This window comes from Stenotrophomonas sp. AS1 (assembly GCF_048957655.1).
GTDB classification, from domain to species: domain Bacteria; phylum Pseudomonadota; class Gammaproteobacteria; order Xanthomonadales; family Xanthomonadaceae; genus Stenotrophomonas; species Stenotrophomonas bentonitica_A.
In genome coordinates, this window is the sequence record NZ_JARVXM010000006.1 from 34,430 (window position 1) to 49,058 (window position 14,629).

Here is a 14,629-nt window from a genome sequence, read left to right on the forward strand (position 1 = left end):
GCGTTCAACGCGGAAAGTCGGGGTACTCGAACGCCAGCGCGACGCCCGTGGCCGTTGCGCGGCCATATCGATGCATGATGCCATCGAGTGCAGCATCCAGTGCCATCACTGGCGCCAGGTCGGCGGCAATCACCAACGGGGCGTCACTGTCAGTCATGCGCTGGCGATCAGGCAGGATGCGCAGTCCGTGGCGTGTCACGAAGGGTTCGCCAGTGGTGGACACAAGATAGGCTTGGCTGCGGCCGGTGGTCGAGTACGCATCGATGGTCAACGCGAGCGCGCCCTCATCGATTCCCGGTACCCCCATCACGTCGATCTGATCGCGGCCGTGCAGCCATCGATTGGTGTAAAGCACTTTTGCCAGCGGCACCGCCGTTGTGCCCAACCGGGGGGAAAAGGCATCGCTGTCATGCTCCGCCGACCACGCCATGACGCCCACCGCCCGGGCAACGTGCTGGGCCTGCTCACGCCCGCTGATGGCCTCCACGAGCGCGATGGACGCGGGGATGGCAGCGCTTACGCCCGCGGTCGACACCCAGTTTCCATCGGCAACATACCGTCGATTCGGCAACCAGCGTATCCCGGGGTACTGCTTTCCCCGCGTCGCAGCGGTCGACCAATGCGCTGTGGCGCGCCGCCCATCGAACGTCCCCATCTGCGCGGCGACAAGGGCACCGTTGCAGATGGTGACGATCGTCGCCCCTTGGCCGGACTGCCGCTTCAGCCACGCGATGAGGCGCGGCGTGGCGGCCTGCGCGGGCACGATGATGTAGTCGGCCCCCTCTGGATGGATCGCATCGAACTGCGACACCGTCGTGTCCGTCGCGATCCGGAACCCTGGCCGCCCGAGATCGGTAAATGTGGACAGCGGCCCCGGGTCGAGCGTCACCGCGGACACATCGAGGGTGCCGGCACGGGACAGGATCGCGAACGGCACCAGGAAGTCGCTGACCTCCACGCCGATGTTTTCCCCCACTACCGCGATCACGGCCCGGGCGCGGCCGGGCCGTGGACGATAGGCGGGGATCACCGACTCCTGGGTGGAAGAGGCACTCGGCGCTTGCTCGGCGGGTCGCGTCGTTCTGGCTGGCGGCCCTGCACATCCGGCCAGCACCACAGATACAGCCCACGCGGCATACAGAATGCGTCCAGGGAAAGTGCGAGGTGCCATGGTGCTGCCATAGGTAAGTGATGTGCGTGCATTCTTTGCTCCCTCCGCCACGGCAACAATGTCGCGGTTGCGTCATTTCCTGCCATGACCCTGTCCTTCCGGTTGAGGAGAAACCGCCAGCTACGCTTCGATGCCTGCCGCGAAGTCCGCCTTGAGCAGGTCCGGCTCACGCGCAGCGTGGGTGCACAGCGCTGAGATAGTGAAGCTTTGGCGCCGTGACATCCGCAGCAGGGCCAAGCAGCGCAGGTGACCACCAACCTTCCTTCCTGCTCATGCAGGCCGAGGGACAGCGGTGGAGCGCGATCTCCTCACTGGCCAACATCCATTGCGATCCGTCGGGTCATCGAGCGGATCTTCCCGCTCCTGCAGACCGAGGTCGCCTTGGCCCAGGTGCTCTTTGCGAAATCTCCGTGCACGTCTGCTCCTGACCAGGAGCGGACTCCGAACACTGTCAGCACATCTGTGAATGCAGAGCTGACGGGCCCACGTGTCCGTCCAGCCAGGCTCACTGCTACTTGATCTTCAGCTCCGGCAGAAGAGGGTCAACATCAACCAGCTCCAGGGACTTGACCATGTGCAGCGTCCCGTTCTTGTACTTGAGGAAGTGCGGGCTCTTCAGATGCTGCTCGTAAGCCTCACGACTCGCATAGATTTCAAGGATCGTCAGCCGAGTAGGATCTTCCTTGTCAAAAACCGCATACAACGACAGCACGCCTGGCTCAAGCGCCATTGAGGCGCGAACTTCTTCCGCCAACTCGTCTCGATAGGCGGGCAGATGGTCTGCATCAACGGTGATCTTTGATAGTCGTGTCATCTGTGCCTCCTCCGCTCCAACACGGAAGGAGCACGCCAACATACTGAACAACGTGGCCATGATGATCTTGTTCACTTGGTTCTCCCGGGTGCGCATGACAGTAAAGAAGTCTTTCGCGTAGGCATCATTCTTTCCGCACTTCCAGCTGAGTTTGAATGCCGACGCGAACACGTTCCGCGGCCTCCACGCCGACGTGCGCTTCGAGCACATCAGCCAGCTGGTACAAATGCTCTGGCCGCAGTCCGATGTTCATGCTCATGCCTATGTGAGACTGCAACTGAGGACCCACCCCGGACATCGCCGCCAGCATGCTGACCGTGGCCAATTCACGGCTCTGCCAATCCAGGTTGTCGCGCTCGAAGATGTCGCCAAACAGGTGCGTACGCAGATAGTCGTTTGCCTGCGGTGCGAAATCGAACAATGGCCCTGAGACCGGACCACCAGCCAGCTTGGTCTGATTCGCGGTGCCTGCAGCGAGCAACGCGTCGCCCTTGGGGATCGGCTTGGCAGGTTCGCGGCCAGCTTCATCCTGGATGCCCCTCTGCCTGCGCGCCTCCGCCACCTTCATCAGTCCGGTCAACGCGTTCAGGCTGCGCGGAAAGCCCGCATAGGCGTAAACCTGGACGAGGATTTCTCGCGCTTCGGCAAGACTCAGCCTCGCGTCCAAGCCTTGATTCAGCGCCTCCCGAAGGCTATCCATGTTGCCGGCAGCTGCGGAGGCGCTGATCGGAATGATGGCTTGCTGGCGGGAATCCAGTTCGGTGGTAGAACCCCCGTCTGAGTTGACGTTCATAGCTTCCCCTTCGTGTGCGAAAGGCGGCATTGAGCGGATCGATGCGGACCGTGCCCGTAAACCAGTCCGTCGATCCTTTGGTGGACGCTTGGGCGCCATGGCGGTTGATTTCCATGTAGCTCACCCATTTGTGGTGTGGTTGGGCATGCAACCAACGGCTAGTCGGACTCAATCCGAACCGCGAGCGGACCGTCCGTGCGAAGGACCTGCAGTCCTCCTTCAATTCGACCCAGTCGGATCAAACCCTTCGAGTACGCAAATGGCCTGTGGAAAATCGCCAGATTTCCCCACGGCGCATAAAAGGCGATGTCGCCCGCCGCCGGCGTGAATCCCTCCGGCTCACCCGCCACACTGAGACGGCGCGGAAGCTGCGCGATTTTCTCGTTCGCGGCGTAGTCCTCAAGCTGCAGCGTCAGCGGCAACTGGGCGATGAACTCGCGCGCCGGGATACTGTCTTCCATGGTGGCCGACAGCACCTGATCGTTGATGATCAGTCGAATCTTCATGGAATGAACTTCCGGGTTTGACTCTACCTTCCTGGCTGCAATGGCGTGATGAGCGGGCTCGGCAGAGCATGCCGCTATTCCCCCGAATGCAAGCAGGAGGCAAAGTAGCTTTCCTGTGAACGACGTAACGCGCCTCATCAGCCCCGTGCCTCCACAGCGACCACCGGCCCGGGCGTGGTCGCCCGGTCGGACGCCGTGGCATAAGCGAGCAGCGCGGCGCACAGCAACAGGCCAGCACTGGCCAGGAACGTACTGGCAAAGCCGAGACTGTCAAACAGCAGTCCGCCCACGGTCGAGCCAAGTGCGATGGAGCACTGCACCACCGCCACCATCAGCCCGCCGCCGGCCTCTGCGTTGTTGGTGAAAGTGCGGGCCAGCCAGCTCCACCAGCCCACCGGCGCGGCCGTTGCCAGCAGGCCCCATGCCGAGAGCAGTGCGGCGGTCGGCCAAAGCTGGTGCCCCAGTGGAACCAAGGCCACAGCAATGAGCGCCATCAAGGCTGGAATGGTCACCAGCGTTCGGTAAAGCCCACGCCTGATGAACGCGCCAATGACGAGCGTGCCCACGAAGCCACTTATGCCGATGGCCAGCAGCACCAGTGGTACAGCAGACGCTCCTGCACTGGTCACCCGCTCCAGGAACGGCCGCACGTAGGTGAACAGGGCAAATTGCCCCATGAAGAAGGCACCGCAGGCAAGCATGCCAAGTGCCACCACACGCCGCCGGAACAGCGCGACCAAGCCGCCTTGTGACTGCCCGCTCTCCGCGGGCATGGAGGGCAGACAAACCCACTGCCATGCGAGAGCTATGGCAGCCACCGGCAGAAGGCACAAGAAAGCGCCGCGCCATCCGATCATGCCGCCCAGGTAGCTGCCCAATGGCGCCGCAACTACCGTTGCAAGCGCGTTGCCGCTGTTGAATATTGCCAAGGCTCGCGGAATCTTCGCAGCCGGAACCAGCCGCATTGCCGTTGCGGCAGACAGTGACCAGAACCCACCGATCACCACGCCGATCAGTGCACGCCCCATCATGTAGACCGGATAGTTCGGAGCCAGGGCCACCACCACACCCGACACTGCCATCAATGCGGTGAGGATCAGCAGCAACGTTCGTCGATTCATGTTGCCCGCCAACCGGGAGATCAACAGGCTGGTCAGCACCGCAAAGGCTCCCGAAATGGCAATGCCGTACCCGGCAAGCCCTTCGGTCACGCCCAGATCTGCCGCCAAGGGAGTAAGCAGGCTCACCGGCATGAATTCCGAGGCTATCAACGCGAAGACGCACAACGTCATCGCGAGCACGCCCCCCCAGTTGGCGCGATCTGCAATCGCGTGTGTGCGGCTCATTTCCCGGCCAGGCCGCGCTGGAAGAACGTCGTCAGTTTCTCGAAGGGAATCAGGTTGGCGCGGTCATACAGGTCCACGTGACCCGCACCCTTCACCCAGTAGAGTTCCTTCGGTTGGCCGGCCCTTTGGTATGCGTCTTCGCTGAACTCGCGTGAATGTGCGGCGTCGCCGGAGACGAACAGCATCGGCCGGGGTGAGATGGTCTCGATGTCATTGAAGGGATAGAAGTTCATGAATTTGACCAAGCTGCTGAAGAGCGGCTGGGTCGTCAGCTCTGCCGTATCGCCCTTTGGCGTGTAGGCGCCGCGCGGGGTACGGTAGAAGTCGAAAAACTCGCGTTGGATGGCAGGGGTGTCAGCATCGAGTTTGTTCACCGTGCCTGGCACGTACACTGCCGCCCCGCCCTTGAACTCTGCCAGGCGCTGGCCCGTTGCGGACTGGATCATCGTCTTGCGCTGCTCCAGCGATTGCCCGTTGTTCAGCCCCTGCCGTGCCGCCGCACCCATGTCGTACATGCTCACCGTAGCAATGGCCTTGATGCGCGGGTCGATCTTGGCGGCGCTGATCACAAAGCTGCCGCTGCCACAGATGCCCAGGCCGCCAATCCGATCCGGGTCCACATAGGCCTGCGTACTCAGGAAGTCGACGGCCGCACTGATGTCGTCTGAATAGATTTCCGGCGCCACCATGTGCCGCGGGGCGCCGCCGCTCTCTCCCCAGAAGGAAAGATCGATCGCCAGCGTAACGAAGCCCTGTTCGGCCAGCTTCTGCGCGTAGAGCTGCGAGCTCTGCTCCTTCACCGCGCCCATCGGGTGGCCAACCACCACGGCGGGCGCGCGGCCGCCGCGAGGCAAGCCATGAGGGCGGTACAGCGTGCCTACCACTTCCATCTGGTACTGGTTGTGGAAGCTGACGCGCTCACCCGTGACCGTGGGGCTGCGGTAGAAGTTGTCTGCCCCGGCCGGACGGGCTGCCCCAGGCGTTTCGGCAGCCATGGCGGGAAGCGGAAGTACGTAGCTGGCAAGCAGCGCCAGCAGCAACGTGGTCGGTTTCATGCGAGTGCGGCCTCGGTTGGGGGGACTGAGGTCGCCACGATAGGCTCCGCCCGCTACTGCGATAAGCCGGCTGAAAGTTGATGCATTGTTGAGTTGAGCTCACAATTGGTCCATGAGCGCCGTGAAGACCAATGATCTGCAAGCCTTTCTGGTGGTGGCCCAGGAGCAGAGCTTCACCAAGGCCGCCGTTCGCCTTGGGGTGACGCCCTCTGCGCTGAGCCATTCGATGCGGTTGCTGGAAGAGCGCCTGGGCATTCGCCTGCTGGCCCGCACCACCCGCAACGTTTCCCCCACTGAAGCCGGCGAGCGCCTTATGCGCTCCATCGCACCGCACTTCGAGGCTATCGGTGCCAGCGTGGAAGCATTGGGGGACCTGCGCGACCGGCCGGCGGGAACGCTACGGATCTCCTGCACGGATGATTCGATGGAGACCATCATCCGACCACGGCTTGCCGGGTTCCTGGCCGAGTACCCGGACATCACGCTTGAGTTCTACGTGGATTACGGCTTTACCAACGTGGTGGAGCAGCGTTTCGACGCTGGCATCCGGCTCGGGGAAGCGCTGAGCAAGGACATGATCGCTGTCAGGGTCGGACCGGATTGGCGGCTGGTGGTGGTTGGATCCCCCGGCTACTTCCAGAAACATCCCAAGCCCAGGAAGCCCGCCGACATCACCCGACACCGTTGCGTACACATCCGGCATCGCCCAAACGGCGCAATTTACGCGTGGGAGTTTGAGGAGAAGGGCAAGGAGTTCACGGTGCGCGGCGATGGACCGTTGGTCTTCAACAGCATGACCCACGTCATCAATGCCGCCATGGACGGCCTGGGTTTGGCCTATGCGCCCGAGCCGATGGTCGCCGAGCATATCGCGGCGGGCAGGCTGGTTGCCGTGCTCGATAAGTGGTGCTTACCCTTCCCCGGCTACCACCTTTACTACCCAAACCGCCGGCAGCCCTCGCCCGCATTTACGGCGCTGGTTGGGTGGCTGAGGCTGGAATGAGGAGGAGCAGAAAGCTCGGATTGAATCGCCCAGTGTGTCGATACCGCCCGGGCAGTGGCGCTACCTGCTGGTCGGCGAGAAGTTCTGAGCTCCACGCGTCTTTCGCCACTGGATCCACGCGATCGCGGCGACGAAGAAGACGCTGCACAGGTAACTGCCTTCCGGCCCTTGCGCGCCACCGGTCAGGGTGTCGAGGCCTTGGGGGCGCAGCGCCACCAGCAGCGCCGGCAAGTGCGTATCGATGCCAGTGACGGGCAGTTCGAAGCCGGTCGCGAGCAACCAGTTCCACCCCGCGTGCCAGCCCATCACGCCCCAGATATTGCCGGTCCGCAGCGCCCAGGCGCAGGCGAACAGCGAGAACAGGAACGTGCCGAGCATGACCCGGGGCGGCTGGTGCGGACTGAAATGCAGGAAGCAGAAAGCGAGCGACACCAGCAGCACTGCCACCGTGACATTGGTCTTGCGCGCCACCACGGACAGCATCCAACCGCGGAAGATGACTTCCTCCACGCTCGCCTGGAACATGAAACTCAATAGCAGTAGACCGATGTGCAGCAGGCTGACGGGCGACCGCCAGGCCTGCCCCACGCCCGCCGCCTGCATGCCGCCAGCCATCCAGATCGCGACTACGACCAGCGCGATCGTGCCGAATCCAACGGCCAATCCGCGCAGGAAGGTTTTCAGCGGTGCCGGACCGGTCAGTCCGATACTCGCCAGCGAGCGCCCTTCGACGAAGCGTACCCAGGCGAGCACGGCCGCCAGCGTCGGCGCGAAGCCGATCCACAGCAGCGCATACAAGCCAGCGAGGCCGATCGGATCGCCGCTCGGCGTCGACCAATGCTGTGACTGCATCCACCCGTCCAGCGCGATCACCGGTACGGCGTTGAACAGGATCATCAGGATCGGCGTCAGCCAGGCCCAGGGCAGCCAGCCGCGGGCCGGATCGGGCGAATACAGGGCAACGGGGGTCATGCAGGGCACCAGGTCGACGTGATCGTCGCTGCAAGGTGCCGTCCGCGCGGGGGGCGTGGCAACCCGTTTGCGACCAAGCCACAGAAGCCGCCGATGAATCACCCGGATCGCCGACGAGATGGCGCTGAGTCGTCGCCCGTGGTGTCCGCTTTGGGTGGCGGTTTCATATGTTCGATGAAACACAGACAGCTGCCCAAGCAGCAGGAGTGTTGCGGAGGCGGACCACGGCCGCATCAGCGACACCGCGTCGATTCGCGAGCGTCTTTGGCAGCGCGGCTCGAACGAAAACACGAACGGGCTGCTGCGTCAGTAATTCCCGAAAGGCGTTGATCTGTCGAGCTTCTCCCAAGCCAAGCTCAACAGCGTGGCCAGGCAACTAAACGAGAGGCCACGCAAGACCCTGGACTTCCAGACACCGATCGAGCGACATCAACAAGCTTCCGCTTTCGGCCAATAGCAGACCTGCCGGACCCGCTGCACGGACTGAAGGTATGGTAGCAGTTGCTAACATTGCAGGCCACGCCTCCTCGAAGGAAGTCGCCCGCATGCCTTTGCCCCTGGCGTTTTGGCGAGTCGCCATGCTGACGGTCGTGGCCTTGCCAGTCTGCCCATTCGCTACCCTGTCAGCGGCGGAGCCGGATTATCAGACCAGCGCCTTCACCCACCCCATCAACCGTGCCAAAGACGCCCCTTTGGCAAGCCTGGGCAGCGATGGATTGCTTCGCTATGGCGTGTATACCGAGCGCGGTGGCGATCAGGCCCGCAACATCGTCCCGGACTTCTCCCGCGCCGGCTACCAGGGAGGCGGAGTCAGTCTGCCCACCCGCTCCAGCATTCCTGTCATCGAGATCCTTGAGCCATCCAGCGCGGAGGATGACTATCCCCGCATCCAGGCAGCGATCGATGCGGTCTCCCTACGTGCCACGGACAGCCGGGGCCTGCGCGGCGCGGTCCTGCTGCGGCGCGGCCACTACACGGTGAGCAGGACGCTGACCATCCGTGCAGGCGGCGTAGTGCTGCGCGGTGAAGGACGAGGTGCAGACGGCACGGTGATCCGCTCCGAAATCAGCGATCGGCAGGGCAGAATTCTTGAAGTGGGGAACAGCGAATCTGCGGTCCCCCGCGCAGCGTTGGACGCACGCCGTACCGCAATCAACATGGACTACGTCCCGGTGGGGGCGATGCGGATCAAGTTAACGTCCGCAGCCGGCTATCGCGTGGGCGATACGGTGTCGATCGCGAGGGAACCCAACGCGCGCTGGGTCGGCCCAGAGGGCATCGATACCGCGCGATACCGGTGGACGGCCAGCGACTACGCCATGTACAGCGAACGCGTCGTCACCGCGGTAGACCATGACACCATCACTCTCGATGCCCCGATCATGGATGCCATCGAGTCCCGCTTTGGTGGCGGCAGCGTCTATCGCACGGATCCGATCCGTATCTCGCAGGTTGGCATCGAAGACCTCCGCCTTGAAGGTGACCCCCAGACCGGTACGGTCAGCGGCACCGCCGATGCCGGCCCCTTTACCGCACTCCGCCTGGGTGCAACCCACAACTCATGGGTTCGCGATGTAACCGTGCGTTATGTATCGCATGGCTTCGTGACCCGTAATGGCGCGCAGTTCAATACCCTGCAGGACATCGCCTATCTCGACCCGAGGTATGGCGAGACCCAGGGCGCCCGCCGCTATGTGTTCCTGTACGAGGGCAACGCCGCCTTCAATCTGATCCAGCGCTGCTACAACCAGGGCGGCCGGCATACCTTCGTCATCGGTGCACGGGTGCCCGGCCCCAACGTGTTTCTGGACTGCCTGGCCGTGGGCGACAGCAACGACAGCGGCCCCCATCACCGCTGGTCCACTGGCACGCTGTACGACAACACCAAGGGATACATGCTGCGGGCGCAGAACCGCCGGTACAGCGGCACGGGACACGGGTGGGCAGGCGCACAGCAGATGTTCTGGAACACCGAGCACGACATCTACGTGGTCCAGGCGCCGCCCTTCGCGATGAACTGGAGCGTGGGACAGGTGGGCGCTGTTGCACCCGGGAAATTCCCGCCGGAGGAGCCAGCGGGGATCGTGCAGTCGATGGGCCAGGTGGTGACACCTCGCAGCCTGTATCTGCAGCAGTTGCGTGATCGTCTGGGCGAACAGGCGGTGGTCAACATCACCACGGAAGCGCAACGTGACGGGCGCATCTGGGACAGCCTGGCCGATGGTGCGGGGGAATAGCGCTGATAGCGGAGAGCGCTGGCAGCCAACGCATTGACGATCAGCTCCGCGATAAGCGGCAGGTGGAGCGCACAACCAACAAAAAAGCCCCCGTTTCCGGAGGCTTTTTCGACTGAATCATGGTGGGCGGTACAAGGTTCGAACTTGTGACCCTTGCCGTGTGAAGGCAATGCTCTACCGCTGAGCTAACCGCCCGATGCTGCTGAGCCGCTCATTATAGGGCGGCAAATTTCGACGTCAACGGTTTCGCCGAAATTTCTTCACATCGTGTGCGTGGGCTTGTCCGCGGTCAGGATGCCGGCCAGCAGGGTCTCGATCCGATGGCGGACGGTCTCCCCTTCCGCACCATCGGCCAGCTGTACGCCGATGCCTGCCGCGCGGTTGCCCTGGGCCCCGGCGGGGGTCACCCAGATCACCTTGCCGGCCACCGGCAGGCGCTCGCCGGAGTCCGGCAGGGTGAGCAGCAGGAACACCTCATCGCCCAGGAAGTAGCGCTTGGGCGTGGGCACGAAGATGCCGCCGTTCTTCACGAACGGCATGTAGGCGCCGTACAGCGCGGCCTTGTCCTTGACGGCAAGGGACAGGATGCCCTGTCGGGCGTTGGTGGCGCTCATGCTCTATTCCCCTTGGCGTGCCGTTCGTTGACCTTTCCCCAGGCCAGCAGCAGCTCAACCACCGCAAGATCGGCGCGCACCGTGGTGCGCAGCAGGTCGCGGGTGCGGTTGGCCGCATCGAACCAGGCGGCCAGCTTGTGCAATCGATCGGGATCGGTCAAGCCACCGCCGGTGGCCTGGGCCAGGGCGAGATCGGCGGCGTGGCGCAGGCGCAGGGCGGCGTTGTCGTCGGCGGTCCAGCGCTGGGCCAGTTCCACCGCGCCGGCGCGGCCGGCGACGAGCGCTTCCAGATCCGTAGCGACCTGGCGGCGCAGGGCCAGGCCGTCCTCGCGCAGCCACTGGTCGGCCAGGCCGGGATGGCCACGCGCGGCGTCCAGCGCTTCGCGGGCGCTGGCCTCGCTGTGGCCCAGGGTCTGCAGCCAGGCGAGCGCTTCCTCGCGCGGCGGCAGCTTGAACTCCAGGCGCTGGCAGCGGCTGCGGATGGTGGCCGGCAGTCGGGCGGGGTCGGCGCTGATCAGCCACAGGTAACGTCCGGGCTGCGGCTCTTCCAGGGTCTTGAGCAGGGCGTTGCAGGCGGCGCGGTTGATGGCGTCGGCAGGATCGACGATCACCACCTGGGCCACGCCGTACTGGGGGGTCAGCGAGAGCTTCTGCGAGACCTCGCGGATCTGCTCGATCACGATTTCGGTGCGCAGCTTGTCGCCGGATTTGTTGGGAATGAACGAGATCCGCTGCAGGTCCGGGTGGGTCCCCGCGGCCAGCAGCTGGGCGCTGCGCTTGGCCGCGGCAGGTTCGCCCTGCCCCAGCACGTGCTCGGCCAGCCGCAGCGCGACGCCCAGCTTGCCCAGGCCGGCCGGGCCGCAGAACAGCAGGCCATGGCCGAGGCGACCGGCGTCGAGCGCGGCCACGGTCTGGTCATAGGCGCGCTGCTGCCAGGGGGAAAAGGGTTCAGCCACGTTCCGGCTCCTGTGCCAACCATGCCGCCACGGCCGCCACCACCGCGCCGGCGACGCCGGCCTGGTCCTGGCTGGCATCGATCAGGCGGTAACGTGCGGGGTCCTCGCTGGCACGCTGGCGGAACACCGCGCGCACCCGCTGGAAGAAATCATCGTGCTCGCTTTCAATGCGGTCCGGCCACAGATCGCGGCCGTTGGCGCGCGCACGGCCGACCGCTACGTCCACATCCAGCAGCAGGGTCAGGCCGGGCAGCAGGCCGACGGCGCGGCGCTCCAGATCGGCGATCCACGCCGGGTCCAGGCCGCGGCCACCGCCCTGGTAAGCGTAGCTGGAATCGGTGAAGCGGTCGCACAGCACATAGGCGCCGCGCTGCAGCGCCGGGGCGATCACCTGGCGCACGTGCTGGGCGCGGGCGGCGAACACCAGCAGCAGCTCGGCTTCGGCCGAGAGCGGCTCGGCGGCGATCTCCGCGTCCGGCTTGAGCACCAGCGCGCGGATGCGCTCGGCCAGCGCGGTGCCGCCGGGCTCGCGGGTCAGCACCACCTCATGGCCACGGGCGTGAAGGGCCTCGCGGATCGCGTTGATGGCGGTGGTCTTGCCGGCGCCCTCGCCCCCTTCCAGGCTGACGAAATGCGGGTGCCGGTGCAGCGCGGGACTCATTGGGGGGCGGCCTCGTTGGTGCGTTTGCTGCGCAGTTGCTGCAGGTAGCGGGCAACGGCGGCGTTGTGGTCGGTGTAGTTGGCCGAGAAGATGTGCGCGCCACTGCCATCGCCCACGGCCACGAAGTACAGCGCGTCCCCCTTGGCCGGCTGCGCGGCGGCATGCAGCGCGTCACGCCCGGGCATGGCGATCGGGGTCGGGGTCAGGCCGGCGCGCGTGTACGTGTTGTACGGCGTATCGGTGGTGAGGTCGCGCTTGCGGATGTTGCCGTCGTAGCTGCTGCCGATGCCGTAGATCACGGTGGGGTCGGTCTGCAGGCGCATGCCGATCTTCAGGCGGCGCATGAACACCCCGGCGATCTGCGGGCGTTCGCTGGGCAGTGCGGTTTCCTTCTCGATGATCGAGGCGAGGATCAGCAGCTCGTACGGCGAGTTCAGCGGCAGATCGTCCACGCGGCTGTCCCACGCGGCGGTGAGTTCTTTTTCCATCGCGGCATGCGCGCGCTTGAGCACGTCGATGTCGCTGTCACCTCGCTGGTAGACGTAGGTCTCGGGCAGGAAACGGCCTTCCGGGTGTTCGCCGGGGAAGCCGACCGCCTTCATGAGGGCGGCATCGTCCAGATCATCGGTGGTATGCACCAGCGGATCGGCACGCTTGAGCGCAGCGCGCAGCTGCCGGATGTTCCAGCCTTCCACGATGGTGACGCGGTGCTGCAGGACGCGGCCCTGGCGCATGCGGGTCAGCAGCTCGCGCGGGGTCAGCGCCGGATCGAGCGCGTATTCACCCACCTTGAGCTTGCCGGCGGCATCGAGCTGGCGTGCCAGCAGCTGCCACTGGGTGTCGCTGCCTTCGTCCACGCCGGCCTGGCGCAGCTTGCCGAGCACGGTGCTGAAGCCGTCCCCCGAGGCGATCACCACGCTCTCCGCACTGGGGGTGACCGGCGCATCGGCGAACGCGCCCTGGCGATGCCAGAACCATGCGCCTGCGGCCGCGACCAGCAGGGCCAGCACCAGCAACACGGCCAGTACGGCCAGACATCCCCGTTTCGCACCCGCCATGGTCACCTCGAATCAAATTCTTCGCCGCGCAGCATACCGCGCGGGTACTGCACACCGCCAAACGACTCAGGCATCGCTGCCCAGCGCCCGCAGCAGGCCACGGGCCTTGGCGCGGGTTTCGTCCAGTTCCTTGTCGGCCACCGAATCGACCACGATCCCGGCCCCGGTGCGGAAGCTGGCGGTATCGCCGGCCACTTCGGCGGTGCGGATCAGGATGTTCAGGTCCAGGTCGCCATCGCGGTTCAGCCAGCCGAACGCGCCGGTGTAGGCACCGCGCGCGGTCTGCTCCAGCTCGGCGATGATCTGCATGCAGCGCACCTTCGGGCAGCCGGTGATGGTGCCGCCGGGGAAGGTCGCGGCGATCACCTGGCCGGGGCTGACGTCCTCGCGCAGGCGGCCACGCACGTTGCTGACGATGTGGTGCACGTGGGCGTAACTCTCCACGGTCATCAGTTCATCCACCTCCACGCTGCCCGGTGCGCAGATGCGGCCGAGGTCATTGCGCTCCAGGTCGATCAGCATCACGTGCTCGGCGCGCTCCTTGGGATGGCCGACCAGTTCCTGGATCCGCGCGGCATCGTCGTCGCCAGCGAAACGCGGGCGGGTGCCGGCGATCGGGCGGGTCTGCACGTCATCGCCATGCACCGAGACCAGCCGCTCGGGCGAGGAGCTGACCACCGCCCTGCCCTGCGCCATGAACAGCCCGGCGAACGGCGCCGGGTTGGCCACGCGCAGCTGCGCGTACAGCGCCTGCGGCGAGAGCGCCTCGGTGAACTGCGCGCTCCAGCGCCGCGAGAGGTTCACCTGGAACACGTCGCCCGCGCGCAGGTAATCGATCACCTTGCCGACGCCGTCGGTGAAGCGCGGTGGCGCGTCTTCGCCGATCGCCACCGGGGGCTGCCAGGTTGGCAACGGGGCCAGCGCGGCGGCCGCGGCAAGGTCGTCCTGCAGGGTCTGCAGCAGCGCGACCTGACCGCTCTCGCACACGGCATGGAACTGGCCGAGTACGCGGTCGTGCAGCACCGCCGCCGGGCAGCGCAGCGCCAGCGCGGACGGCAGGCCATCGGCGCGCGCCGGCAAGGCCAGCACGTCTTCGATCTGCCCGGCCAGTTCGTAATCCAGCATCAGTGCCCAGCCACCGCGGAACGGCAGTGTCGTCTCCTCGCGCGGCAACCGCAGGGCGGCCCAGTGCGCGTCCAGCACGTCCAGGAAGCGGCCGTCCTGCGCCACGCCATCGGCATCACGCACCACGCCGTCGGCGTGCAGCGCAAGCGCTTCGCCGCTGCCCATCAGCAGCAGGTCCCAGCGCCCCTGCGCGGTGCCCGAGGCGGTGGACTCCATCAGCAGCGGGTAGCGCTGCGGGGCCAGGCGCTGCAGGGCCAGCAGGTCGGTGGTGGCGGGCAGCGGAAGCGTCTGGAACATGACAGGACACCGGAAGGGCGC

General features: G+C 65.4%; 14 protein-coding genes, 1 tRNA gene and 1 pseudogene. 3 read left to right on the plus strand and 13 right to left on the minus strand.

The window, feature by feature from the left end:
- Positions 1 to 4: 4 nt before the first annotated feature.
- The 6 genes from PV764_RS08990 to PV764_RS09015 all read right to left on the minus strand — a co-directional run bounded on the left by PV764_RS08990 (position 5) and on the right by PV764_RS09015 (position 5,685).
- Positions 5 to 1,030 carry a DJ-1/PfpI family protein gene (locus PV764_RS08990; protein ID WP_421116504.1) on the minus strand — a complete coding sequence of 342 codons (1,026 nt, stop codon included), beginning with the start codon at positions 1,028 to 1,030 and terminating at the stop codon, positions 5 to 7.
- A 652-nt stretch (positions 1,031 to 1,682) separates the two neighbouring features.
- A complete protein-coding gene (locus tag PV764_RS08995; RefSeq protein WP_284128290.1) occupies positions 1,683 to 2,060 on the minus strand; it encodes a putative quinol monooxygenase in 378 nt (125 codons plus the stop codon).
- A 49-nt stretch (positions 2,061 to 2,109) separates the two neighbouring features.
- Positions 2,110 to 2,778, minus strand: coding sequence for a carboxymuconolactone decarboxylase family protein (locus PV764_RS09000; RefSeq protein WP_284128291.1), 669 nt, complete (start codon positions 2,776 to 2,778; stop codon positions 2,110 to 2,112).
- Positions 2,779 to 2,936: 158 nt separating this feature from the next.
- A complete protein-coding gene (locus PV764_RS09005; protein ID WP_284128292.1) occupies positions 2,937 to 3,284 on the minus strand; it encodes a cyclophilin-like fold protein in 348 nt (115 codons plus the stop codon).
- A gap of 137 nt (positions 3,285 to 3,421) precedes the next feature.
- Positions 3,422 to 4,630, minus strand: coding sequence for an MFS transporter (locus PV764_RS09010; protein ID WP_070473891.1), 1,209 nt, complete (start codon positions 4,628 to 4,630; stop codon positions 3,422 to 3,424).
- Positions 4,627 to 5,685 carry an alpha/beta hydrolase gene (locus PV764_RS09015; protein WP_102789132.1) on the minus strand — a complete coding sequence of 353 codons (1,059 nt, stop codon included), beginning with the start codon at positions 5,683 to 5,685 and terminating at the stop codon, positions 4,627 to 4,629. Before PV764_RS09015 ends, PV764_RS09010 begins: the two co-directional genes overlap by 4 nt.
- 112 nt (positions 5,686 to 5,797) lie before the next feature.
- On the opposite strand from PV764_RS09015, the gene PV764_RS09020 reads away from it, so the two are divergent.
- Complete coding sequence (locus tag PV764_RS09020; RefSeq protein WP_070473895.1) at positions 5,798 to 6,688, plus strand: LysR family transcriptional regulator; 891 nt, start codon at positions 5,798 to 5,800, stop codon at positions 6,686 to 6,688.
- A 60-nt stretch (positions 6,689 to 6,748) separates the two neighbouring features.
- On the opposite strand, the gene PV764_RS09025 is transcribed toward PV764_RS09020, so the two are convergent.
- The gene (locus PV764_RS09025; RefSeq protein WP_284128294.1) at positions 6,749 to 7,660 is read right to left on the minus strand and encodes a CPBP family intramembrane glutamic endopeptidase; all 912 of its coding nucleotides are present in this window, start codon (positions 7,658 to 7,660) and stop codon (positions 6,749 to 6,751) included.
- Positions 7,661 to 7,925: 265 nt separating this feature from the next.
- On the opposite strand from PV764_RS09025, the pseudogene PV764_RS09030 reads away from it, so the two are divergent.
- Together PV764_RS09030 and PV764_RS09035 are read left to right on the plus strand one after the other, a co-directional pair.
- Positions 7,926 to 8,117, plus strand: a pseudogene (locus tag PV764_RS09030) (transposase); the annotation flags it as partial.
- Between the two features lie 88 nt (positions 8,118 to 8,205).
- Positions 8,206 to 9,897 carry a hypothetical protein gene (locus PV764_RS09035; RefSeq protein ID WP_421116505.1) on the plus strand — a complete coding sequence of 564 codons (1,692 nt, stop codon included), beginning with the start codon at positions 8,206 to 8,208 and terminating at the stop codon, positions 9,895 to 9,897.
- Between the two features lie 120 nt (positions 9,898 to 10,017).
- On the opposite strand, the gene PV764_RS09040 is transcribed toward PV764_RS09035, so the two are convergent.
- The 6 genes from PV764_RS09040 to PV764_RS09065 form a co-directional block, all read right to left on the minus strand.
- Positions 10,018 to 10,092, minus strand: a tRNA-Val gene (locus tag PV764_RS09040).
- A gap of 65 nt (positions 10,093 to 10,157) precedes the next feature.
- Positions 10,158 to 10,511 (minus strand): PilZ domain-containing protein, encoded by a 354-nt coding sequence (locus PV764_RS09045; RefSeq protein ID WP_421116506.1) that lies wholly within the window; start codon positions 10,509 to 10,511, stop codon positions 10,158 to 10,160.
- Positions 10,508 to 11,467, minus strand: coding sequence for a DNA polymerase III subunit delta' (locus PV764_RS09050; RefSeq protein ID WP_019185354.1), 960 nt, complete (start codon positions 11,465 to 11,467; stop codon positions 10,508 to 10,510). The genes PV764_RS09045 and PV764_RS09050 overlap by 4 nt, the downstream gene beginning before the upstream one ends.
- Entirely contained in the window at positions 11,460 to 12,128 is a 669-nt protein-coding gene (gene tmk / locus PV764_RS09055; RefSeq protein WP_421116507.1) for a dTMP kinase, read from the minus strand. The genes PV764_RS09050 and tmk overlap by 8 nt, the downstream gene beginning before the upstream one ends.
- Entirely contained in the window at positions 12,125 to 13,186 is a 1,062-nt protein-coding gene (gene mltG / locus PV764_RS09060) for an endolytic transglycosylase MltG (protein WP_421116508.1), read from the minus strand. The genes tmk and mltG overlap by 4 nt, the downstream gene beginning before the upstream one ends.
- A 66-nt stretch (positions 13,187 to 13,252) precedes the next feature.
- Positions 13,253 to 14,608 (minus strand): aminodeoxychorismate synthase component I, encoded by a 1,356-nt coding sequence (locus tag PV764_RS09065; RefSeq protein ID WP_261997759.1) that lies wholly within the window; start codon positions 14,606 to 14,608, stop codon positions 13,253 to 13,255.
- Positions 14,609 to 14,629 lie beyond the last annotated feature (21 nt).